General features: G+C 66.4%; 13 protein-coding genes. 5 read left to right on the top strand and 8 right to left on the bottom strand.

Annotated elements, in window-relative coordinates:
• Positions 1-119 precede the first annotated feature (119 nt).
• Positions 120-1,163 (bottom strand): Ppx/GppA phosphatase family protein, encoded by a 1,044-nt coding sequence (locus I6F38_RS04315; protein WP_225159181.1) that lies wholly within the window; start codon positions 1,161-1,163, stop codon positions 120-122.
• A gap of 197 nt (positions 1,164-1,360) precedes the next feature.
• On the opposite strand from I6F38_RS04315, the gene I6F38_RS04320 reads away from it, so the two are divergent.
• Positions 1,361-3,733, top strand: a complete 2,373-nt coding sequence (locus I6F38_RS04320) for a xanthine dehydrogenase family protein molybdopterin-binding subunit (RefSeq protein ID WP_225159182.1) — start codon at positions 1,361-1,363, stop codon at positions 3,731-3,733.
• A gap of 266 nt (positions 3,734-3,999) precedes the next feature.
• Here I6F38_RS04320 and I6F38_RS04325 read toward each other — a convergent pair whose 3' ends face one another.
• Positions 4,000-4,803, bottom strand: coding sequence for a hypothetical protein (locus I6F38_RS04325; protein ID WP_137479678.1), 804 nt, complete (start codon positions 4,801-4,803; stop codon positions 4,000-4,002).
• A 135-nt stretch (positions 4,804-4,938) separates the two neighbouring features.
• Between I6F38_RS04325 and I6F38_RS04330 the strand changes: the two genes are divergently transcribed.
• From I6F38_RS04330 to I6F38_RS04340, 3 genes are all read left to right on the top strand, one after another.
• Positions 4,939-5,439 (top strand): YaiI/YqxD family protein, encoded by a 501-nt coding sequence (locus tag I6F38_RS04330; RefSeq protein WP_225159183.1) that lies wholly within the window; start codon positions 4,939-4,941, stop codon positions 5,437-5,439.
• Between the two features lie 4 nt (positions 5,440-5,443).
• Complete coding sequence (locus tag I6F38_RS04335; protein WP_225159184.1) at positions 5,444-7,261, top strand: ABC-F family ATP-binding cassette domain-containing protein; 1,818 nt, start codon at positions 5,444-5,446, stop codon at positions 7,259-7,261.
• A 127-nt stretch (positions 7,262-7,388) separates the two neighbouring features.
• The gene (locus I6F38_RS04340) at positions 7,389-8,468 is read left to right on the top strand and encodes a D-TA family PLP-dependent enzyme (RefSeq protein WP_225159185.1); all 1,080 of its coding nucleotides are present in this window, start codon (positions 7,389-7,391) and stop codon (positions 8,466-8,468) included.
• Positions 8,469-8,579: 111 nt separating this feature from the next.
• Here I6F38_RS04340 and I6F38_RS04345 read toward each other — a convergent pair whose 3' ends face one another.
• The gene (locus I6F38_RS04345; RefSeq protein WP_225159186.1) at positions 8,580-9,482 is read right to left on the bottom strand and encodes a LysR family transcriptional regulator; all 903 of its coding nucleotides are present in this window, start codon (positions 9,480-9,482) and stop codon (positions 8,580-8,582) included.
• Positions 9,483-9,575: 93 nt separating this feature from the next.
• Between I6F38_RS04345 and I6F38_RS04350 the strand changes: the two genes are divergently transcribed.
• Positions 9,576-10,793 carry an MFS transporter gene (locus I6F38_RS04350; protein ID WP_225159187.1) on the top strand — a complete coding sequence of 406 codons (1,218 nt, stop codon included), beginning with the start codon at positions 9,576-9,578 and terminating at the stop codon, positions 10,791-10,793.
• 134 nt (positions 10,794-10,927) lie between these two features.
• Here I6F38_RS04350 and I6F38_RS04355 read toward each other — a convergent pair whose 3' ends face one another.
• The 5 genes from I6F38_RS04355 to I6F38_RS04375 all read right to left on the bottom strand — a co-directional run bounded on the left by I6F38_RS04355 (position 10,928) and on the right by I6F38_RS04375 (position 16,060).
• Positions 10,928-12,166: a TIGR03862 family flavoprotein gene (locus I6F38_RS04355; RefSeq protein WP_225159188.1), complete on the bottom strand. Its 1,239-nt coding sequence runs from the start codon at positions 12,164-12,166 to the stop codon at positions 10,928-10,930.
• Between the two features lie 157 nt (positions 12,167-12,323).
• Positions 12,324-13,241 (bottom strand): SDR family NAD(P)-dependent oxidoreductase, encoded by a 918-nt coding sequence (locus tag I6F38_RS04360; RefSeq protein ID WP_028344663.1) that lies wholly within the window; start codon positions 13,239-13,241, stop codon positions 12,324-12,326.
• Positions 13,242-13,501: 260 nt separating this feature from the next.
• The gene (locus I6F38_RS04365) at positions 13,502-13,648 is read right to left on the bottom strand and encodes a hypothetical protein (protein WP_225159189.1); all 147 of its coding nucleotides are present in this window, start codon (positions 13,646-13,648) and stop codon (positions 13,502-13,504) included.
• 194 nt (positions 13,649-13,842) lie between these two features.
• Positions 13,843-14,322 carry a MaoC family dehydratase gene (locus I6F38_RS04370; protein WP_016846543.1) on the bottom strand — a complete coding sequence of 160 codons (480 nt, stop codon included), beginning with the start codon at positions 14,320-14,322 and terminating at the stop codon, positions 13,843-13,845.
• Positions 14,323-14,335: 13 nt separating this feature from the next.
• Positions 14,336-16,060 (bottom strand): AMP-binding protein, encoded by a 1,725-nt coding sequence (locus tag I6F38_RS04375; protein ID WP_225159190.1) that lies wholly within the window; start codon positions 16,058-16,060, stop codon positions 14,336-14,338.
• Positions 16,061-16,119 lie beyond the last annotated feature (59 nt).

Raw genomic sequence — 16,119 nt, forward strand, 5'->3', positions numbered from 1 at the left:
GTGAGGGGCTGCTTCGGCAATGAAGGTGAGAGATGCGCTCGTGGAGAGTGCCCCTCACCCGGATTGCGTTGACATGCAATCCGGCCTCTCCCCGCAAGCGGGGCGAGGCAAGGGAAGCTTTAGCACGCCCGCAGCGCGCCGTCCTCGCGCATCATCTCGACCAGCATGCCTTCGCGCAGGCCGCGATCGGCAACGCGAAGCCGCGGCATCGGGAACGCGTTGCGGATCGCATCGAGGATCGCGCAGCCGGCGAGCACCAGATCGGCGCGCTCGACGCTGATGCAGTTGTTGTTGACGCGCGCCTCATAGCTCATGCCGAGCAGCCTCTGGATCGTCGCGGTGACGTCGCAATCGTTCATCCAGATGCCGTCGATGCGGCGGCGGTCGTAGCGCGACAGGTTGAGGAACACGCCGGCGAGCGTGGTCACGGTGCCGGAGGTGCCGAGCATGTGCATGTCGCGCAGATCCTTGCCATGCTCGGCCGCGAACGGCGCGACGTGCCGCGCAACCTCATCGATCATCCGCGCATACATATCCCTGGTGACGTTCTTGCCGCCGAAATGTTCGGCCAGCGTGACGACGCCGAGCGGGATCGACATCCACGCCTTGATGCGTGGCGCCGCGTCGGGCGCGTTGGGGTCGCGCTCGATCCGCACCAGCTCGGTCGAGCCGCCGCCGATATCGAACAGGATGGCGCCCCGCCCCTTCGGATCGAGCAGCGGCGAGCAGCCGATCACCGCGAGCGTCGCCTCGGTCTCACGATCGATCACCTCGAGCTTGATGCCGGTCTCGGCCGCCACCCGCGCGCGGAAGCTCTCGGCATTGCCGGCGGCGCGGCAGGCCTCGGTGGCGATCAGGCGGAGCCGGCGCGCCTTGCGATAGCGAATCTTGTCGCTGCAGATGGCCAGTGCGGCAATGGCACGCTCGATCGCAGCCTCGCTGATCGAGCCGGTGGCGGCGATGCCCTCGCCGAGCCTGATGATCCGCGAGAAGGAATCGACCACGCGGAACCCGTCGCCGGTGGGACAGGCGATCAACAGCCGGCAATTGTTGGTGCCAAGGTCCAGCGCGGCGTAGACGCCACTTTCCGCCGCTGCCGCAACCAACCCTGGCGGGGCTTCGCTGGCCGGAGGGCCGTCGCAAAGCCGCACATGGTCGTTCATCAAAACTGTCTTTCCACGGGACCAAAAGGCCCGCCGAATAATTATCGTTCACGGAAACTTTAGCAGCGTCAAAGCCCTACGCAAACTCCGTTCACATTGGGTCCATGCCCAATCGGGCGTTGTCGTTAAGGGGGGTGTGCGTTATCTCCTCAGCGCCCCCAAACTCCAGCAAATCCGGGCATTTCAGGTCATTTTCGATGCAAGATCACACGCCGCCTGCCTCCCTCGAAAACGCTATCGCACTGCAAAAATACGGTGTCGGACAGCCTGTTCGACGAAAGGAGGACGACACCCTGGTGCGCGGCAAGGGCAAATACACCGACGATTTCTCGCTGCCCGGCCAGGCCACTTGCTGGATGGTTCGCTCCTCGCATGCCCATGGAATCATCAAGGGCATCGAGACGGCGGCCGCCAGGGCGATGCCGGGCGTGCTCGGGGTCTGGACCGGCGCCGACCTTGCGGCCGCCGGCTACAACCCCTTCACCTGCGGCCTGCCGCTGAAGAACCGTGACGGCTCCCCGCTCAAGCAGACCAACCGTCCCGCGCTGGTGACCGACAAGGTGCGCTTCGTCGGCGATCCCGTCGCCTTCGTGGTGGCGGAGACCGCGGCGCAGGCGCGCGATGCCGCCGAGGCCGTCGAGGTCGATATCGAGCCGCTGCCCGCGGTGACCGACGCAGCTGAAGCCGCCAGGCCCGGCGCGCCGCAGCTCTACGACGACATCCCCGATAACGTCGCGCTCGACTATCACTATGGCGACGCCGCCAAGATCGAGGCGGCGTTCGCCGGCGCGGCGCACGTCACCAAGCTCGACATCGTCAACACCCGCGTCGCCGTGGTCTCGATGGAGCCGCGCGTCGCCCTCGCCCATTACGACAAGAAAACCGAACGCTTCACGCTGCAGGTGCCGACCCAGGGCGTCTCCGGCAACAAGGCGATCCTGGCACGCCTGCTCAACGTGCCCGCCGACAAGGTCCGCATCCTCACCGGCAATGTCGGCGGCTCGTTCGGGATGAAGAACCTCAACTATCCCGAATACACCTGCATCGCGCATGCTGCGCGTGAACTGGGCCGTCCGGTGAAGTGGCTGGACGAGCGCTCGACCAGCTTCCTCTCCGACAGCCAGGGCCGCGCGCAGCTGATCCATGCCGAGCTCGCGCTCGATGCCGACGGCAAGTTCCTCGCGGTGCGGCTATCCGGCTACGGCAATCTCGGCGCCTACATCACCGGCGTCGCGCCGGGCCCGCTGTCGCTCAACACCGGCAAGAACCTCGCCAGCGTCTATCGCACACCGCTGCTCGGCGTCGACATCAAGACGGTCCTGACCAACACCACGCTGATGGGCGCCTATCGCGGCGCCGGCCGGCCCGAGGCCAATTACTACATGGAGCGGCTGATCGATGCGGCCGCCGACGAGATGGGCATCAACCGCTTCACGCTGCGCAAGCGCAACTTCATCAAGCCGTCGCAGCTGCCGTTCCCGGCGGCGTCCGGCGTCACCTATGACAGCGGCGATTTCGCCGGTGTGTTCCAGAAGGCGCTGGAGATCTCCGACTATGAGAACTTCGCCAAGCGCAAGAAGGAGAGCAAGAAGAGCGGCAAGCTGCGCGGTATCGCCGTCGGCTCCTATCTCGAGGTCACCGCGCCGCCGAGCGGCGAGCTCGGCAAGATCAGCTTCGAGCCCGATGGCTCGGTGAAGCTCACCACCGGCACGCTGGATTACGGCCAAGGCCACGCCACGCCGTTCGCGCAGGTGCTGTCCGACCAGCTCGGGGTGCCCTTCGAGAAGATCACCCTCGAACAGGGTGACAGCGATCTGGTGCGCTTCGGCAACGGCACCGGCGGCTCGCGCTCGATCACCGCAACGGGGCAAGCGATCGTCGAGGCCTCGGCACTCGTCGTCGAGAAGGGCAAGAAGGCGGCCGCGCACATGCTGGAGGCCTCCGAGGCCGACATCGAATTCGGCGCCGGCCGCTTCACCATCGCCGGCACCGACCGCTCGATCGGCATCATGGAGCTCGCCGAGCGGATGCGCGCCGGCAAGATGCCGGAAGGCACGCCGGAGACGCTCGACGTCGATCACGCCACCAAGGAGACGGCGTCGACCTTCCCGAACGGCTGCCACGTCGCCGAGGTCGAGATCGATCCCGACACCGGCGTGACGCGGATCGTGCGCTACTCGGCGGTCAACGATTTCGGCGTCGTGGTCAATCCGATGATCGTCGCGGGCCAGCTGCATGGCGGCGTCGCGCAGGGCATCGGCCAGGCGCTGATGGAGGAAGTCAGCTACGACGCCTCCGGCCAGCCGATCACCGGCTCGTTCATGGACTACGCGCTGCCGCGCGCCGGCGACGTGCCGTCGATGCTGGTCGGCGATCATCCCTCGCCGGCGAAATCCAACCCGCTCGGCACCAAGGGCTGCGGCGAGGCCGGCTGCGCCGGCAGCCTCGTCTGCATCGTCAACGCCGTGGTCGACGCGCTGTCGGAGTACGGCATCAAGCACATCAACATGCCGCTGACGCCGGAACGCGTCTGGCGCGCGATCCAGGACGCCAAGGCGAGCGCGGCGTAGGGTCGCCGCTTCATCGTCACTCACCGCTGTCATCACCAGCGAAAGCGGGCGATCCAGTATTCCAGAGAGAGCAGTGGCTAAGCCGAGAAGCCGCGGCGTACAGGATACCCCGCATCCGCGGGGTATGACAGTTGCGGGTGGTGCAAGAGCTTGCCTCAAATCTCCACTCGTCATGCCCGGGCTTGACCCGGGCATCCATCAATCTGCGCAAGAATTTTCCGAACAGCGATGGATTGCCGGGTCAAGCCCGGCAATGACGGATCGTGTTACGCCGCGGCCTGCTCGCGCGGCTGGGTGATCGCGATGTGCCAGCAATGCGCGAGCGGCACGCCGTTGCCGAGCACCAGCGCATCGAGCTCGACGAAGCGGTGGCCCTTCTTGTCGTAATTGCCGGTCACCTTGGCGCGCGCGGTCAGCTCGTCGCCGATCTTGCCCGCCGACAGCAGCTGCATGCGGGTGCCGACATGGATCCAGGGCCCGAGGATCGCATTGTCGACCAGCACCTTGTTCATCACCCGCGGCAGCAGGCCGGGATGGCCGAGACCTTCGCGCAAGTAGATCGGGTCGGTCTCCCTGATATCGGCGAGATACTCCTTCGCGGCATCGCCCGACCAGTCGCGCGGGATGGTGCCGAGCCACTTGCCCTCTTCATAGGACGAGGCGCTGACCGGCTTGCGCTCGGCGACCGCGGCGACCTGCTTATAGTCATCGAGCACGAATTTCGGCGCGGAGGCCGGCAGCGACGCGGTGCCGGTGGCGCAGAGCTCGCCGCGGCTGTGGAGCTCGATCGTCAACCCATTGCCGGTCTCCTGGCCGGTCAACTCCGCGATCTCGCCGTCATAGACCGGCTTGACGAAGCGCGCCTCGATCAGGCCGCGCGCGAGGAAGTCGCGGCCCCATTTCTCGACCGGCAGGTGCATCATGTAGGCCATCACGTCGACGCCGGGCACCAGCCCGCCGGAAAAGCCGAACTTTCGCGCCACCGTGTCGTCGTGGATCTTGTTCTCCGACAGTTTCGAGGTGTTGTACGCCGAGACGCGGTAGGTCAGCGAAGCCGTCTTCGAATCCATGGGGTTTCCCCTTATTTCCGTTGTTTTTCTCAGGCAATCGTAGTCGAACCGGTCAGCGTGACAAGCCTCTCGTTTTGCTCGCAATTTTCCGCCCGATGGAGTACACGCAGGCCGCGCCTGCCAACCCTGGAATCGATGACTGAAACCCCTGCTCCCACCCGCATCTATGTCGACGCCGACGCCTGCCCGGTGAAGGACGAGATCTATCGCGTCGCGATCCGGCTCGGCGTGCCCGTCAGCGTGGTCGCGGGCAATTTCATCCGCGTGCCGCAGGATCCGCTGATCGAGCGCATTGCCGCCGGTTCCGGCATGGATGCCGCCGACGACTGGATCGCGGAACGCGCGCATGAAGGCGACGTGGTGGTCACAGCGGACATTCCGCTGGCGAGCCGCTGCGTCAAGGCCGGCGCCGATGTGATCGCGCCGAACGGCAAGCCGTTCACCGAACAGTCGATCGGCATGACGCTTGCGGTGCGCAATCTGATGACCGATCTGCGCTCGTCGGGCGAGATCACCGGCGGGCCGAAATCATATTCGCCGCGCGACCGCTCGACCTTCCTGTCGACGCTCGACCAGACCATCCGCCGTATCCAGCGCCGCCGCGCCGAGCAGGCGCAGGTGAGCGAGCAGGGTTAGCGCGATGGCTCCGCCTCCTCTGATCCAGCTCAAGGACATCAGCCTGACCTTCGGCGGCACGCCGCTGCTGACGGGCGTCGAGCTCTCGGTCTCCGCCGGCGGGCGCGTCTGCCTGATCGGCCGCAACGGCTCCGGCAAGTCGACGCTGCTGCGGATCGCGGCCGGCCTGGTCGAGCCCGATGCCGGCAGCCGTTTCGTGCAGCCCGGCGCCACCATCCGCTATTTGCCGCAAGAGCCGGACTTCGGCGACCACAAGACGACGCTCGCCTATGTCGAGGCCGGCCTCGGCCCCGGCGACGACCACTACCAGGCGCGCTATCTGCTCGAACAGCTCGGCCTCAGCGGCGAGGAAGATCCCGCGCACGTCTCCGGCGGCGAGGCGCGCCGCGCGGCGCTTGCCCGGGTGCTGGCGCCCTCGCCCGATATCCTGCTGCTGGACGAGCCTACCAACCATCTCGACCTGCCGACCATCGAATGGCTCGAGGGCGAACTGGAAAGCCGGCGCTGCGCGCTGGTGCTGATCAGCCACGACCGCCGCTTCCTCACCAATTTGTCGCGCACCACGGCCTGGCTCGACCGCGGCCAGATCAGGCAGATCGAGCGCGGCTTCGGCGCCTTCGAGGCGTGGCGCGACGAGGTGCTGGCGGAGGAAGAGCGCGAGCAGCACAAGCTCGACCGCAAGATCGTCAACGAGGAGCATTGGCTGCGCTACGGCGTCTCCGGCCGCCGCAAGCGCAACGTCAAGCGGCTCGGCAATTTGCACGCGCTGCGAGACCAGCGCCGCAACTATCGCGGCACCACCGGCAATGCCACGCTCGCCGCCGCCGAAGCCGAAAAGTCCGGCCGGCTGGTGATCGAGGCCAAGAACATCGCGAAAGCGTTCGGTGAGCGCAAGATCGTCGACGGCTTCTCGACCCGGATCCAGCGCGGCGACCGGCTCGGCATCGTAGGTCCCAACGGCGCCGGCAAGACCACGCTGGTGCATCTTCTGATCGGCAACGATCCGCCCGACTCCGGTTCGGTGCGGCTCGGGGCCAATATCGAAATGGCGACGCTCGACCAGCATCGCGAAAGCCTCGACCCGAAGCTGACGCTGGCCGAGGCGCTGACCGGCGGCCGCGGCGATCACGTCATGGTCGGCGACAAGTCGAAGCACGTCATCGGCTACATGAAGGACTTCCTGTTCGCGCAGGAGCAGCGCGGCACGCCGCTGGAAGCGCTCTCCGGCGGCGAGCGCGGCCGGCTGATGCTGGCGCGCGCGCTGGCCAAGCCGTCGAACCTCTTGATCCTGGACGAGCCGACCAACGACCTCGACCTCGAAACCCTCGACGTGCTCGAGGACATGCTCGGCGATTACGAGGGCACCGTGATCCTGATCAGCCACGACCGCGACTTCCTCGACCGCGTGGTGACGTCGGTGATCGTACCCGAAGGCCAGGGACGCTGGATCGAATATGCCGGCGGCTATTCCGACATGCTGGCGCAGCGCGGCGCCGACGTGAAGCGCGAGACGGCGAAGGCGGAAGCCCCGGCCGAAGAGAAGAAGGAAGCCAGGGCCGCGGCGCCCGAAGCAGCACCGCGGCGCCGGCTGAGCTTCAACGAGAAGCACGCGCTGGAAACCTTGCCGAAGACCATCGACAAGCTGCACAACGAGATCGCCAAGCAGCAGAAGCTGCTCGACGATCCCGATCTCTATACGAAGGATCGCAAGACATTCGACGCCGCCTCGGCCGCGATCGCAAAGGCGCAGGAGGAGCTCGCCGCCGCCGAGGACCGCTGGCTCGAGTTAGAGGTGCTGCGTGAAGAGATCGAGCAGGCGTGAACACAATGATTCTTGCCGTCATTGCGAGGAGCGGAGCGACGAAGCAATCCATGCAACCGCAGATGCGGGCAGATGGATTGCTTCGCTCCGCTCGCAATGACAGAAACTCTGCAATGGAGCCACCCCGATGACGACGCCCCTCGCCGCCAAGATCGCCAAGGAATACGGCACGCCCTGCGCCGTGATCGACATGGACCGGGTCGAGCGCAACATCGCGCGCATCCAGAAGGCCTGCGACAAGGCCGGCGTCGCCAACCGTCCGCACATCAAAACGCACAAGAACCCGATGCTGGCGCAGCTGCAGATCAAGGCCGGCGCCAAAGGCATCACTTGCCAGAAGCTCGGCGAGGCCGAGATCATGGCGGACTCTGGCATCGACAACATCCTGATCAGCTACAATCTGCTCGGTGACGAGAAGATGGCGCGGCTTGGCGCGCTGCAAGGCAAGGCCAACGTCACCGTCGCCGCCGACAATTCCGTCGTTGTCGGCGATCTGCCGAAGGCCGCAGCCGCCTCCGGCCGCGCGCTCTCCGTCGTGGTCGAATGCGACACCGGCCGCAAGCGCGCCGGCGTCGAGACCCCGGCCGAGGCGATCGCGCTGGCGCGGGAGATCGTAGCCTCCAAAGGCCTCGCCTTCGCAGGCTTCATGCTGTATCCGACCGAGACCGGCTGGGCGGAGGCGCAGAAATTCTACGACGAGGCGCTGGCTGGCGTTCGCGCCCACGGCCTCGATGCGACAATCGTCTCCACCGGCGGCACGCCGAACCTGAAGAATCTCGGCAAGCTGAAGGGTGGCACCGAGCATCGCTTCGGCACCTACATCTACAACGACCGCATGCAGGTCGCGGCCGGCGTCGCGACCTGGGACGATTGCGCGCTGCACATCTATTCCACCGTCGTCAGCCGCGCCGGCCCCGAGCGCGGCATCCTCGACGCCGGCTCCAAGACGCTGACCTCGGACACCGGCGGCCTCGAAGGCCACGGCCTGATCCTCGAACATCCCGAGGCCAGGATCGCGCGCTTCGCCGAGGAGCACGGCTTCCTCGATCTCTCCCGCAGCAACACGCGGCCCAATGTCGGCGACGTGGTGCGAATCGTGCCCAATCATGTCTGCGTCGTCGTCAACATGATGGACGAGGTCGTGATGGTGCGCGGTGACGAGATCATCGGTGCGCTGCCGGTGACGGCGCGGGGCAAGCTGCGGTAGCCGCATACACGGACCTTGTAGGATGGGTAGAGCGTAGCGAAACCCATCATGTCACTGCGGATCGAAGTTGATGGGTTTCTCTTCGTTCTACCCATCCTACGAACTCCGCATTTACCCCCGCATCAGCGCCTGCAGCTCGCGATCCAGCGCCAAGCGAAACACCTCGATCGGCCGCGCCAGGCGGCCGGCCGGCGGGCGATGCACGATCCAGGCGCGGACTGCGGGATTGAAATCGGCGATCTTCACGGCCTTGAGCCGGCTGCGGATCGGGCTTCGTTTCAGCGCCACTGGCGTCACGAGGCCGATGCCGAGCCCGCGCGCCACCAGCGAGAGGCGCAGCTCGCTGTCGAGCGCCTCGACCGCGATGTTGAACGGGAGATGTGCCGCATCGAAATGGCGCTTCAGCGTCTGGCGGAAGCCGCAGCCGTCCTGGTTGATCACCCATCCGGTCCGCGACAGCCATTCGAGATCGACCGACTTCGGCGTCTTCATGTCGCGCGCGACGACGAACACCACCGGCTGCGCGCCGAGATCGCAGGCCACGAGATCGTCGGGCGGCGCGGTGCCGTCAGGCAAACAGATTGCAGCGGCATCGAGCTCGTTGCGGCTGACCCGCTCCATGTGGTTGGGCGACCAGCCGGAGACGACGCGCACCGCCAGCGCCGGAAATTCGCCGCGCACCGCATCGAGCGGTCCGGTCAGCCCGGCCTCCGACAAAAACGGTGTCAGGCCGAGCCTGAACTCGCCGCGCACCACGCCGTCATTGGCGACGCCTGACTTGAGGTCGTCGAGCATGCGCAGCAGCCGGCGGCCCTGCTCATAGGCTTCGATTCCCGCCGCCGTCGGCTTCAGCGGCTTCGATAGCCGGTCGAGCAGCTGCGCGCCGAGCATCTCCTCGAGGTTCTGGATCCGCCGCGTCACGCCGGGCTGGGTCAGGTTCAGCCGCGCCGAGGCCGCGACGATCGATCCGGTCTCCACCACGGCGACGAACGCCACGAGGTCATGGGTGTTCATAACAATCTCGCATATTCTTCATCATCTTATTTGAATTGTAGCATATTAGCCCGATCCCCTAAAGGGGGCCTCGCCACTCCATCGCGAGGCCCCATGACCATCTCCGAAGCCACCAAACTCTCCCCGGCGCGCACCGTCGCCGTGCGTCCGCTGATCTGGATCGGCGCCATCACCACCGGCACCGTCGTCACCAATCTCTTTGCGCCGCAGATCCTCGTCGGTCTGATGGGCCGCTCGCTCGGCATGACCGAGCTAGAGGCCGGTCTGATCTCGACGCTGACCCTGCTCGGCTACGCGCTCGGGCTGCTGCTGCTGGTGCCGCTGGTCGACCTCGTCGAGAACAAGCGGCTGATTCTGCGGACGCTGGCCTGCGCTATCGTCGCGGCGATCGGCACCGCGATGGCGCCGACGCCGCTGATCCTGCTGGCCGCCACCTTCATCCTCGGCGCGTCGTGCGCCGCGATCCAGATGGTGGTGCCGCTGGTGGCGTCGATGGTGCCGCCGGAGCGCCGGGGACAGGCGATCGGCGATGTGATGAGCGGCCTGATGATCGGCATCCTGCTGTCGCGGCCGATGGCGAGCCTGATCGCGGACAGCTGGAACTGGCGCGGCTACTATGTCACCTCGGCCGTGCTGATGACGTTGCTCGCCGCAGCACTGGCGCGCACCCTGCCGACGCTACAGCCGGCGGCGAAGGTCAGCTACGGCGCGCTGCTGCGATCGTTCCCAAGACTGCTGCGCGAGGAGCCGGTGCTGCGCGTCCGGTCCTGGACCGCGGCGCTGGTGATGGCTTCGTTCACTGCGTTCTGGGCCGCCGTAGCGCTGCGCCTGCCGGATGCGCCGTTCAAGCTCGACGCCAGGGGCATCGCGCTGTTCGCACTGATCGGCGTCGCCGGTGCCATCGCGACACCGCTGGCCGGCCGCTGGGGCGACCGTGGCCTGGCGCGGCCGTTGCTGATCGGCTCACACATTCTGATCATTGCATCGCTGGCGCTGTGCGCGTGGGCCGGGGTACTGGAGTCGCGGATCGCAGCACTCGTCGTGCTGAGCGCCGGCACCATCCTGCTCGATCTCGGCATCACCACCGACCAGACGCTCGGCCGCCGCGCCGTCAACCTGCTGCGCCCCGAGGCGCGCGGCCGCATCAACGGCCTGTTCGTGGCGCTGTTCTTCATCGGCGGCGCGGTCGGCGCGGCGGCGGCGTCCGCGGCGTGGAGCTTTGGTGGATGGACCGCGGTGTGTGCGGTGGCCGCGACGTTCGGTGTGCTTGGATTCATCACCGACCTCGCCACGAAGACCGGCTCGGAATGAGCCTATCCCGTAGGATGGGTAGAGCCAACGGGTCCGCGCAAAGCGCGGCCCGATGATAAACTCCGCGAAACCCATCATGCTTCCGCGCGGAAAAAAGTTGATGGGTTTCGCTTCGCTCTACCCATCCTACAGAGCTACGATTTCTGCACGAACCATCGTAACACGCCCTTCCCAGCGGCGACGCCCGTTGCAAACGACGCCTGCAACAGATAGCCGCCGGTCGGCGCTTCCCAATCGAGCATCTCGCCGGCCGCGAAGACGCCGGGCAGCTGCCGCAGCATGAAATGCGCGTCGAGTTCGTCGAACCTGATGCCGCCGGCGCTCGAGATCGCGCGTGCGATCGGCGCCACGCCGGTGATCCGGATCGGCACCGCATTGATCAGTTCGGCCAATTCGGCCGGCGGCAGCGCGGCCAGCGACCGGCCGGCGGCGACGGCCGCCTCCTGCAACAGCCCGATGCCGACCGGCGAGAGCTGCGCGGCCTTGCGCAGGAAATTGGAAAGGGATTGCTTGCCCTTCGGCGTCGACAGACGCGCGACCAGTTCGTGGCGCGCGGCATCGGGCCGCAACGCCACCGTCAGTGTCGCCGTTCCCTTCGCGAGCACCGCCTCGCGCAATTCCGCCGACAGCGCATAGATGGCGCCGCCCTCGATGCCGGCGCGGGTGACGATCGCCTCGCCGCGCACCGTATGCGAGCCGATCGTGAGCGCGACGCCCTTGAGCGGCTGGCCCTCGAACCGGTCGCGGAAGATATTTGACCAGGCAACCGTGAAGCCGGAATTGGCTGGCTTGATCGGCGCCATGGCAACGCCCTTTGCGGCGAGGATCTCCGCCCAGGCGCCGTCCGAGCCGAGCCGCGGCCAGCTCGCGCCGCCGAGTGCCAGCACGGTCGCATCGGCCTTGACTGTGCGCTGGCCGTCCGGCGTCTCGAACAGCAGTCCCCCGCGCGCGTCCCATCCGACCCAGCGATGCCGGAATGTGAACGCGACGCCCGCGGCATCGAGCCGCCGTAGCCAGGCGCGCAGCAGGGGCGACGCCTTGAACGCCTCGGGGAATACGCGGCCGCTGCTGCCGACGAATGTCGGCTGCCCCAGCGCCTCGCTCCAGGCGCGCAACGCGTCGGGCGGAAATGCCTCGACCGCAGCCTTCAGGCGCGGCAGCGCCTCGCGATAGCGCGCAAGGAAATCCGGCAGCGGTTCGGAGTGGGTGAGATTGAGCCCGCCACGGCCGGCCATCAGGAATTTGCGGCCAGCCGACGGCATCGCGTCGTAGACGGTGACCTGTGCGCCACCTTGCGCGAGCACCTCCGCCGCCATCAGGCCGGCAGGCCCGGCTCCGATGACGGCGACATGTATCGCGGGCGACGGTGACATGCTGCGAGTTTAAAGCGAATCCGCCCGATGCAAAATCGGTCGTCATGCCCGGGCTTGACCCGGGCATCCACGTCTAGCTTTCGAGCGGCAACGAAGTCGTGGATGGCCGGGTCAAGCCCGGCCATGACGAAGGAGAGCGTTCAGGCGTCGACGCCACTTACAATTTGATCCCGGCCCGCGCGGCGGCCTGGGCGACATACTTCTGCGTCTGCTCGAACGCGCCCTGCAGCGCCTTCGCGGTCGACATGTCGCTGATCGCGTTGAAGTGCGCGGCGACGCCGTCCGGCGTCCATTCGGACTGCGGCAGGTTGACGCCTTCGGTCTCCAGCACACGGATCACCGCGAACGAGCCGGCGCCGGCGCCCATGATGGTGCGGGTCGGTGCGTCTTCCGAGAGCAGGAATTCGACCGCGGGCGTGATCGCTTCCGGCTTCATCAGCGCCAGCGCCTGCGGCGGCAGCAGTTCCTCGGTCATGCGGGTCGCAGCGGTCGGCGAGATGGTGTTGACCTTGATGTTGTTCTTGCGGCCCTCTTCGGCGAGCACGTTCATCAGGCCGACCATGCCGGCCTTCGCCGCGCCGTAATTGGCCTGGCCGAAATTGCCGAACAGGCCGGACGACGAGGTCGTCAGCACGATGCGGCCGTAATTGCGCTCGCGCATGCCGGCCCACACCGCCTTGCAGCAGTAGAAGGTGCCGGTGAGATGCACGTCGAGCACCTTGGCCCAGTCGGCGACCTCGAGCTTGGTGAACGACTTGTCGCGCAGGATGCCGGCATTGGCGCACAGGAGATCGACGCTGCCCCACTCCTTGGTGGCGCGCTCGACCATCGCGGTGACCTGCTCGAAGTTCGAGACGTCGGCGCCGTCGGCCATCGCGGTGCCGCCGGCCTTCCGGATCTCCTCGACCACGGTCTCGGCCGGCGACAGCGAGCCGCCGGTGCCGTCGCGCGCGCCGCCGAAATCATTGACCACGACCTTGGCGCCGCGGCTGGCGAGCCCCAGCGCATGCGCCCGTCCGAGACCATTGCCCGCGCCGGTGACGATAGCGACGCGTCCGTCAAACCTGATTGCCATGCCGTAAATTCCTGTTCTTCCCTTCTCCCCTTGTGGGAGAAGGTGGCGCGCGCCAGCGCGCCGGATGAGGGGTCTGTCTCCGCGAGCTCAAGCGAGAGTCTTTGCGTGGAGACAGACCCCTCACCCGGCTTCGCGTGCCGCGAAGCCACCCTCTCCCACAGGGGGAGAGGATGGAGACGCTCGCGATTGGCAGCTTTTGAGCAGCGATGGATGGCCGGGTCAAGCCCGGCCGAGACTAGCCGACACGGCCAGCGGGCGCCCTAGACCGAAGGGGTCATCGACCCGCAGGGTTTCAGGCTTTTGAGCAGATGTCCGCTCCAGCACTCGTGATGCTCTTGAGCGTAGCTAATCGCACCGATCACAATCAAAGCGACTACGACAATTCCGGCGACGATGTTTTGCACCATGGCTGCCACTCCCGGGACCGCACCGCCTAAAGCGGGCATCATGGACACCGGGGAACACAGCCGTCAATGCGCCACATGGGCCAGAGCAGAGCATCGCCAAAAAAATCAGATTGGGGTGGCTCGCTGCACCTCCCCCGCTTGCGGGAGAGGTGCACAACCCTTCGCGGTTGCAACACAACCGCGTCTTGCGATCCTCAGCTGAAATAGATCAGGCCGAGCCAGTCGGCGACCAGCGCGGGCTTTTCCTCGCCTTCGATCTCGACCGTGACGTTGGTGCGCGACAACAACTCTTTGGGCTTGCGCAGCGTGGCTTCGGCCAGCACGAAGCGGCCGCGGACGCGCTTGCCCGAGCGCACCGGCGAGATGAAGCGCAGCTTGTCGAAGCCGTAATTGACGCCCATCGCGGTGCCCTCGAGCACCGGCATCACCTCGTAGGACATGATCGACATCAGCGACATCGTCAGGAAGCCATGCGCGATCGTGGTGCCGAAGGCGGTCTCCTTCCTGGCGCGCTCGGGATCGACGTGAATGAACTGGTGATCCTCGATCACGTCGGCATAGGTGTCGATGCGGCCCTGATCGAGCAGGTGCCACGAGGACACGCCGATCTCCTTGCCGACCATGCCCTGGTAGGTTTCCAGCGACACCGGCGGCTTCTTCCAGACTTCGTTCATTGGCTAACCTCTGCTAACCGGAGGTCCGCACCTTCTGCAGCTCCGGAAATTCTTCCTCGCGGAACTCGACCCCGCGCAACGCATCGCTTCTGACATCGTCGTGTTCGAGCCGGCGCAACTGCACGCGGCGGATTTTTCCGGATATAGTCTTCGGCAGTTCGGTGACCAGCTCGAGCTTGCGGATGCGTTTAAACGGTGCGAGCCGCGTGTGCAAATGTTTGAAGATCGACAGCGCGGTCTCCGGCGTTCGTTCGACGCCTGATACCAGCAGCACATAGGCCTTGGGGACCGCGAGCCGGATCGGGTCCGGGCTCGGCACCACGGCGGCTTCGGCCACCGCGTCATGTTGCAGCAGCACGCTTTCCAGCTCGAACGGCGAGATGCGGTAGTCGGAGGATTTGAACACGTCGTCGGTGCGGCCGACGAAGGTCAGATACCCCTCGTCATCGGTGAACACGACGTCGCCGCTGCGATAGATCTCGCCGTCGGTGCCGATCAGCTTGCCGTCGTCGCCCTGATAGCCCTGCATCAGGCCCGCCGGCCGATCGGCGCCGAGCAGCAAGGTCACCTCGCCCTCCTTCGCGGCGTGGCCGTCATTGTCGGTGACCTGCACGCGATAGCCCGGCAGCGGCCGGCCCATCGAGCCGACCTTCACCTTCTGTCCCGGCGAGTTGCCGGCCAGCGCGGTGGTTTCGGTCTGGCCGTAGCCGTCGCGGATGGTCAGCCCCCAGGCCGATTTGACCTGGTCGATGATCTCGGGATTGAGCGGCTCGCCGGCGCCGCACACCTCGCGCAGCGAGACCTTGAAGCTCGCAAGGTCCTCCTGGATGAACATCCGCCACACCGTCGGCGGCGCACACAGCGTGGTGACGCCGCAGCGGCCGATGATCGAGAGCAGTCCTTTCGCCTCGAAGCGTGGCTGGTTCGCGATAAAGATCGTTGCGCCGGCATTCCACGGCGCGAAGAAGCAGCTCCAGGCATGCTTGGCCCAGCCGGGCGAGGAGATGTTGAGATGGATGTCGCCGGGCTGCAGGCCGATCCAGTACATGGTCGAGAGATGGCCGACCGGATAGCTGCGCTGGCTGTGCCGCACCAGCTTCGGCTTTGCCGTGGTGCCCGAGGTGAAATAGAGCAGCATCGGATCGTCGGCCTTGGTCGGGCCATCGGGCGCGAATGCGTCGGACTGCTTGGCGGCATCCTCGAACGGCAGCCAGCCGTCCTGCACCTGCGTCGCGCCGACCACGATGCGGACGAGCTTGTCGCTGCCGAGGCCTGCGAACTTCGCGACCTGATCCTGCGTGGCGACCACCGCCCTCGCCTTGCCGCGGTCGAGCCGGTCGCGCAATTCATCCGCGGTCAAGAGCGTGGTGGCGGGGATCACGACGACGCCGAGCTTCATCGCCGCCAGCATGGTCTCCCACAGCGGCACCACATTGCCGAGCAGCAGCAACAGATGATCGCCGCGCTTCAGCCCCTGCGCGCGCAGGAAATTTGCAACCTGGTTTGAGCGGCGCGACAGCTCGGCGAAGGAAAGCTTGGTCTCGTTGCCGCTGGCGGCATCGACGATCCACAGCGCCGGCCGGTCGCGGCTGTCGGCATTATCAGCCAGTTCGGCATCGAACCAGTCGAGCGCCCAGTTGAACGGCACCGGATCGGGCCAGCGAAATCCCTTCACCGCGGCGTCGTAGTCGGTGCGGTGCTTGAGCAGAAAGGCGCGAGCGTCCTGAAATGTGGTCATCCGGCTTCACCACGTATTCTGACGTCATCCTGAGGAGCCGCGCGAAGCACGGCGTCTCG

Source organism: Bradyrhizobium sp. BRP56, from assembly GCF_020194035.1.
GTDB classification, from domain to species: domain Bacteria; phylum Pseudomonadota; class Alphaproteobacteria; order Rhizobiales; family Xanthobacteraceae; genus Bradyrhizobium; species Bradyrhizobium australafricanum.

Excerpts from the sequence above, each read along its gene's own strand:
- I6F38_RS04315 (WP_225159181.1), bottom strand. The coding sequence starts at position 1,163 with ATGAACGACCATGTGCGGCTTTGCGACGGCCCTCCGGCCAGCGAAGCC.
- I6F38_RS04320 (WP_225159182.1), top strand. The coding sequence starts at position 1,361 with ATGCAAGATCACACGCCGCCTGCCTCCCTCGAAAACGCTATCGCACTG.
- I6F38_RS04325 (WP_137479678.1), bottom strand. The coding sequence starts at position 4,803 with ATGGATTCGAAGACGGCTTCGCTGACCTACCGCGTCTCGGCGTACAAC.
- I6F38_RS04330 (WP_225159183.1), top strand. The coding sequence starts at position 4,939 with ATGACTGAAACCCCTGCTCCCACCCGCATCTATGTCGACGCCGACGCC.
- I6F38_RS04335 (WP_225159184.1), top strand. The coding sequence starts at position 5,444 with ATGGCTCCGCCTCCTCTGATCCAGCTCAAGGACATCAGCCTGACCTTC.
- I6F38_RS04340 (WP_225159185.1), top strand. The coding sequence starts at position 7,389 with ATGACGACGCCCCTCGCCGCCAAGATCGCCAAGGAATACGGCACGCCC.
- I6F38_RS04345 (WP_225159186.1), bottom strand. The coding sequence starts at position 9,482 with ATGAACACCCATGACCTCGTGGCGTTCGTCGCCGTGGTGGAGACCGGA.
- I6F38_RS04350 (WP_225159187.1), top strand. The coding sequence starts at position 9,576 with ATGACCATCTCCGAAGCCACCAAACTCTCCCCGGCGCGCACCGTCGCC.
- I6F38_RS04355 (WP_225159188.1), bottom strand. The coding sequence starts at position 12,166 with ATGTCACCGTCGCCCGCGATACATGTCGCCGTCATCGGAGCCGGGCCT.
- I6F38_RS04360 (WP_028344663.1), bottom strand. The coding sequence starts at position 13,241 with ATGGCAATCAGGTTTGACGGACGCGTCGCTATCGTCACCGGCGCGGGC.
- I6F38_RS04365 (WP_225159189.1), bottom strand. The coding sequence starts at position 13,648 with ATGGTGCAAAACATCGTCGCCGGAATTGTCGTAGTCGCTTTGATTGTG.
- I6F38_RS04370 (WP_016846543.1), bottom strand. The coding sequence starts at position 14,322 with ATGAACGAAGTCTGGAAGAAGCCGCCGGTGTCGCTGGAAACCTACCAG.
- I6F38_RS04375 (WP_225159190.1), bottom strand. The coding sequence starts at position 16,060 with ATGACCACATTTCAGGACGCTCGCGCCTTTCTGCTCAAGCACCGCACC.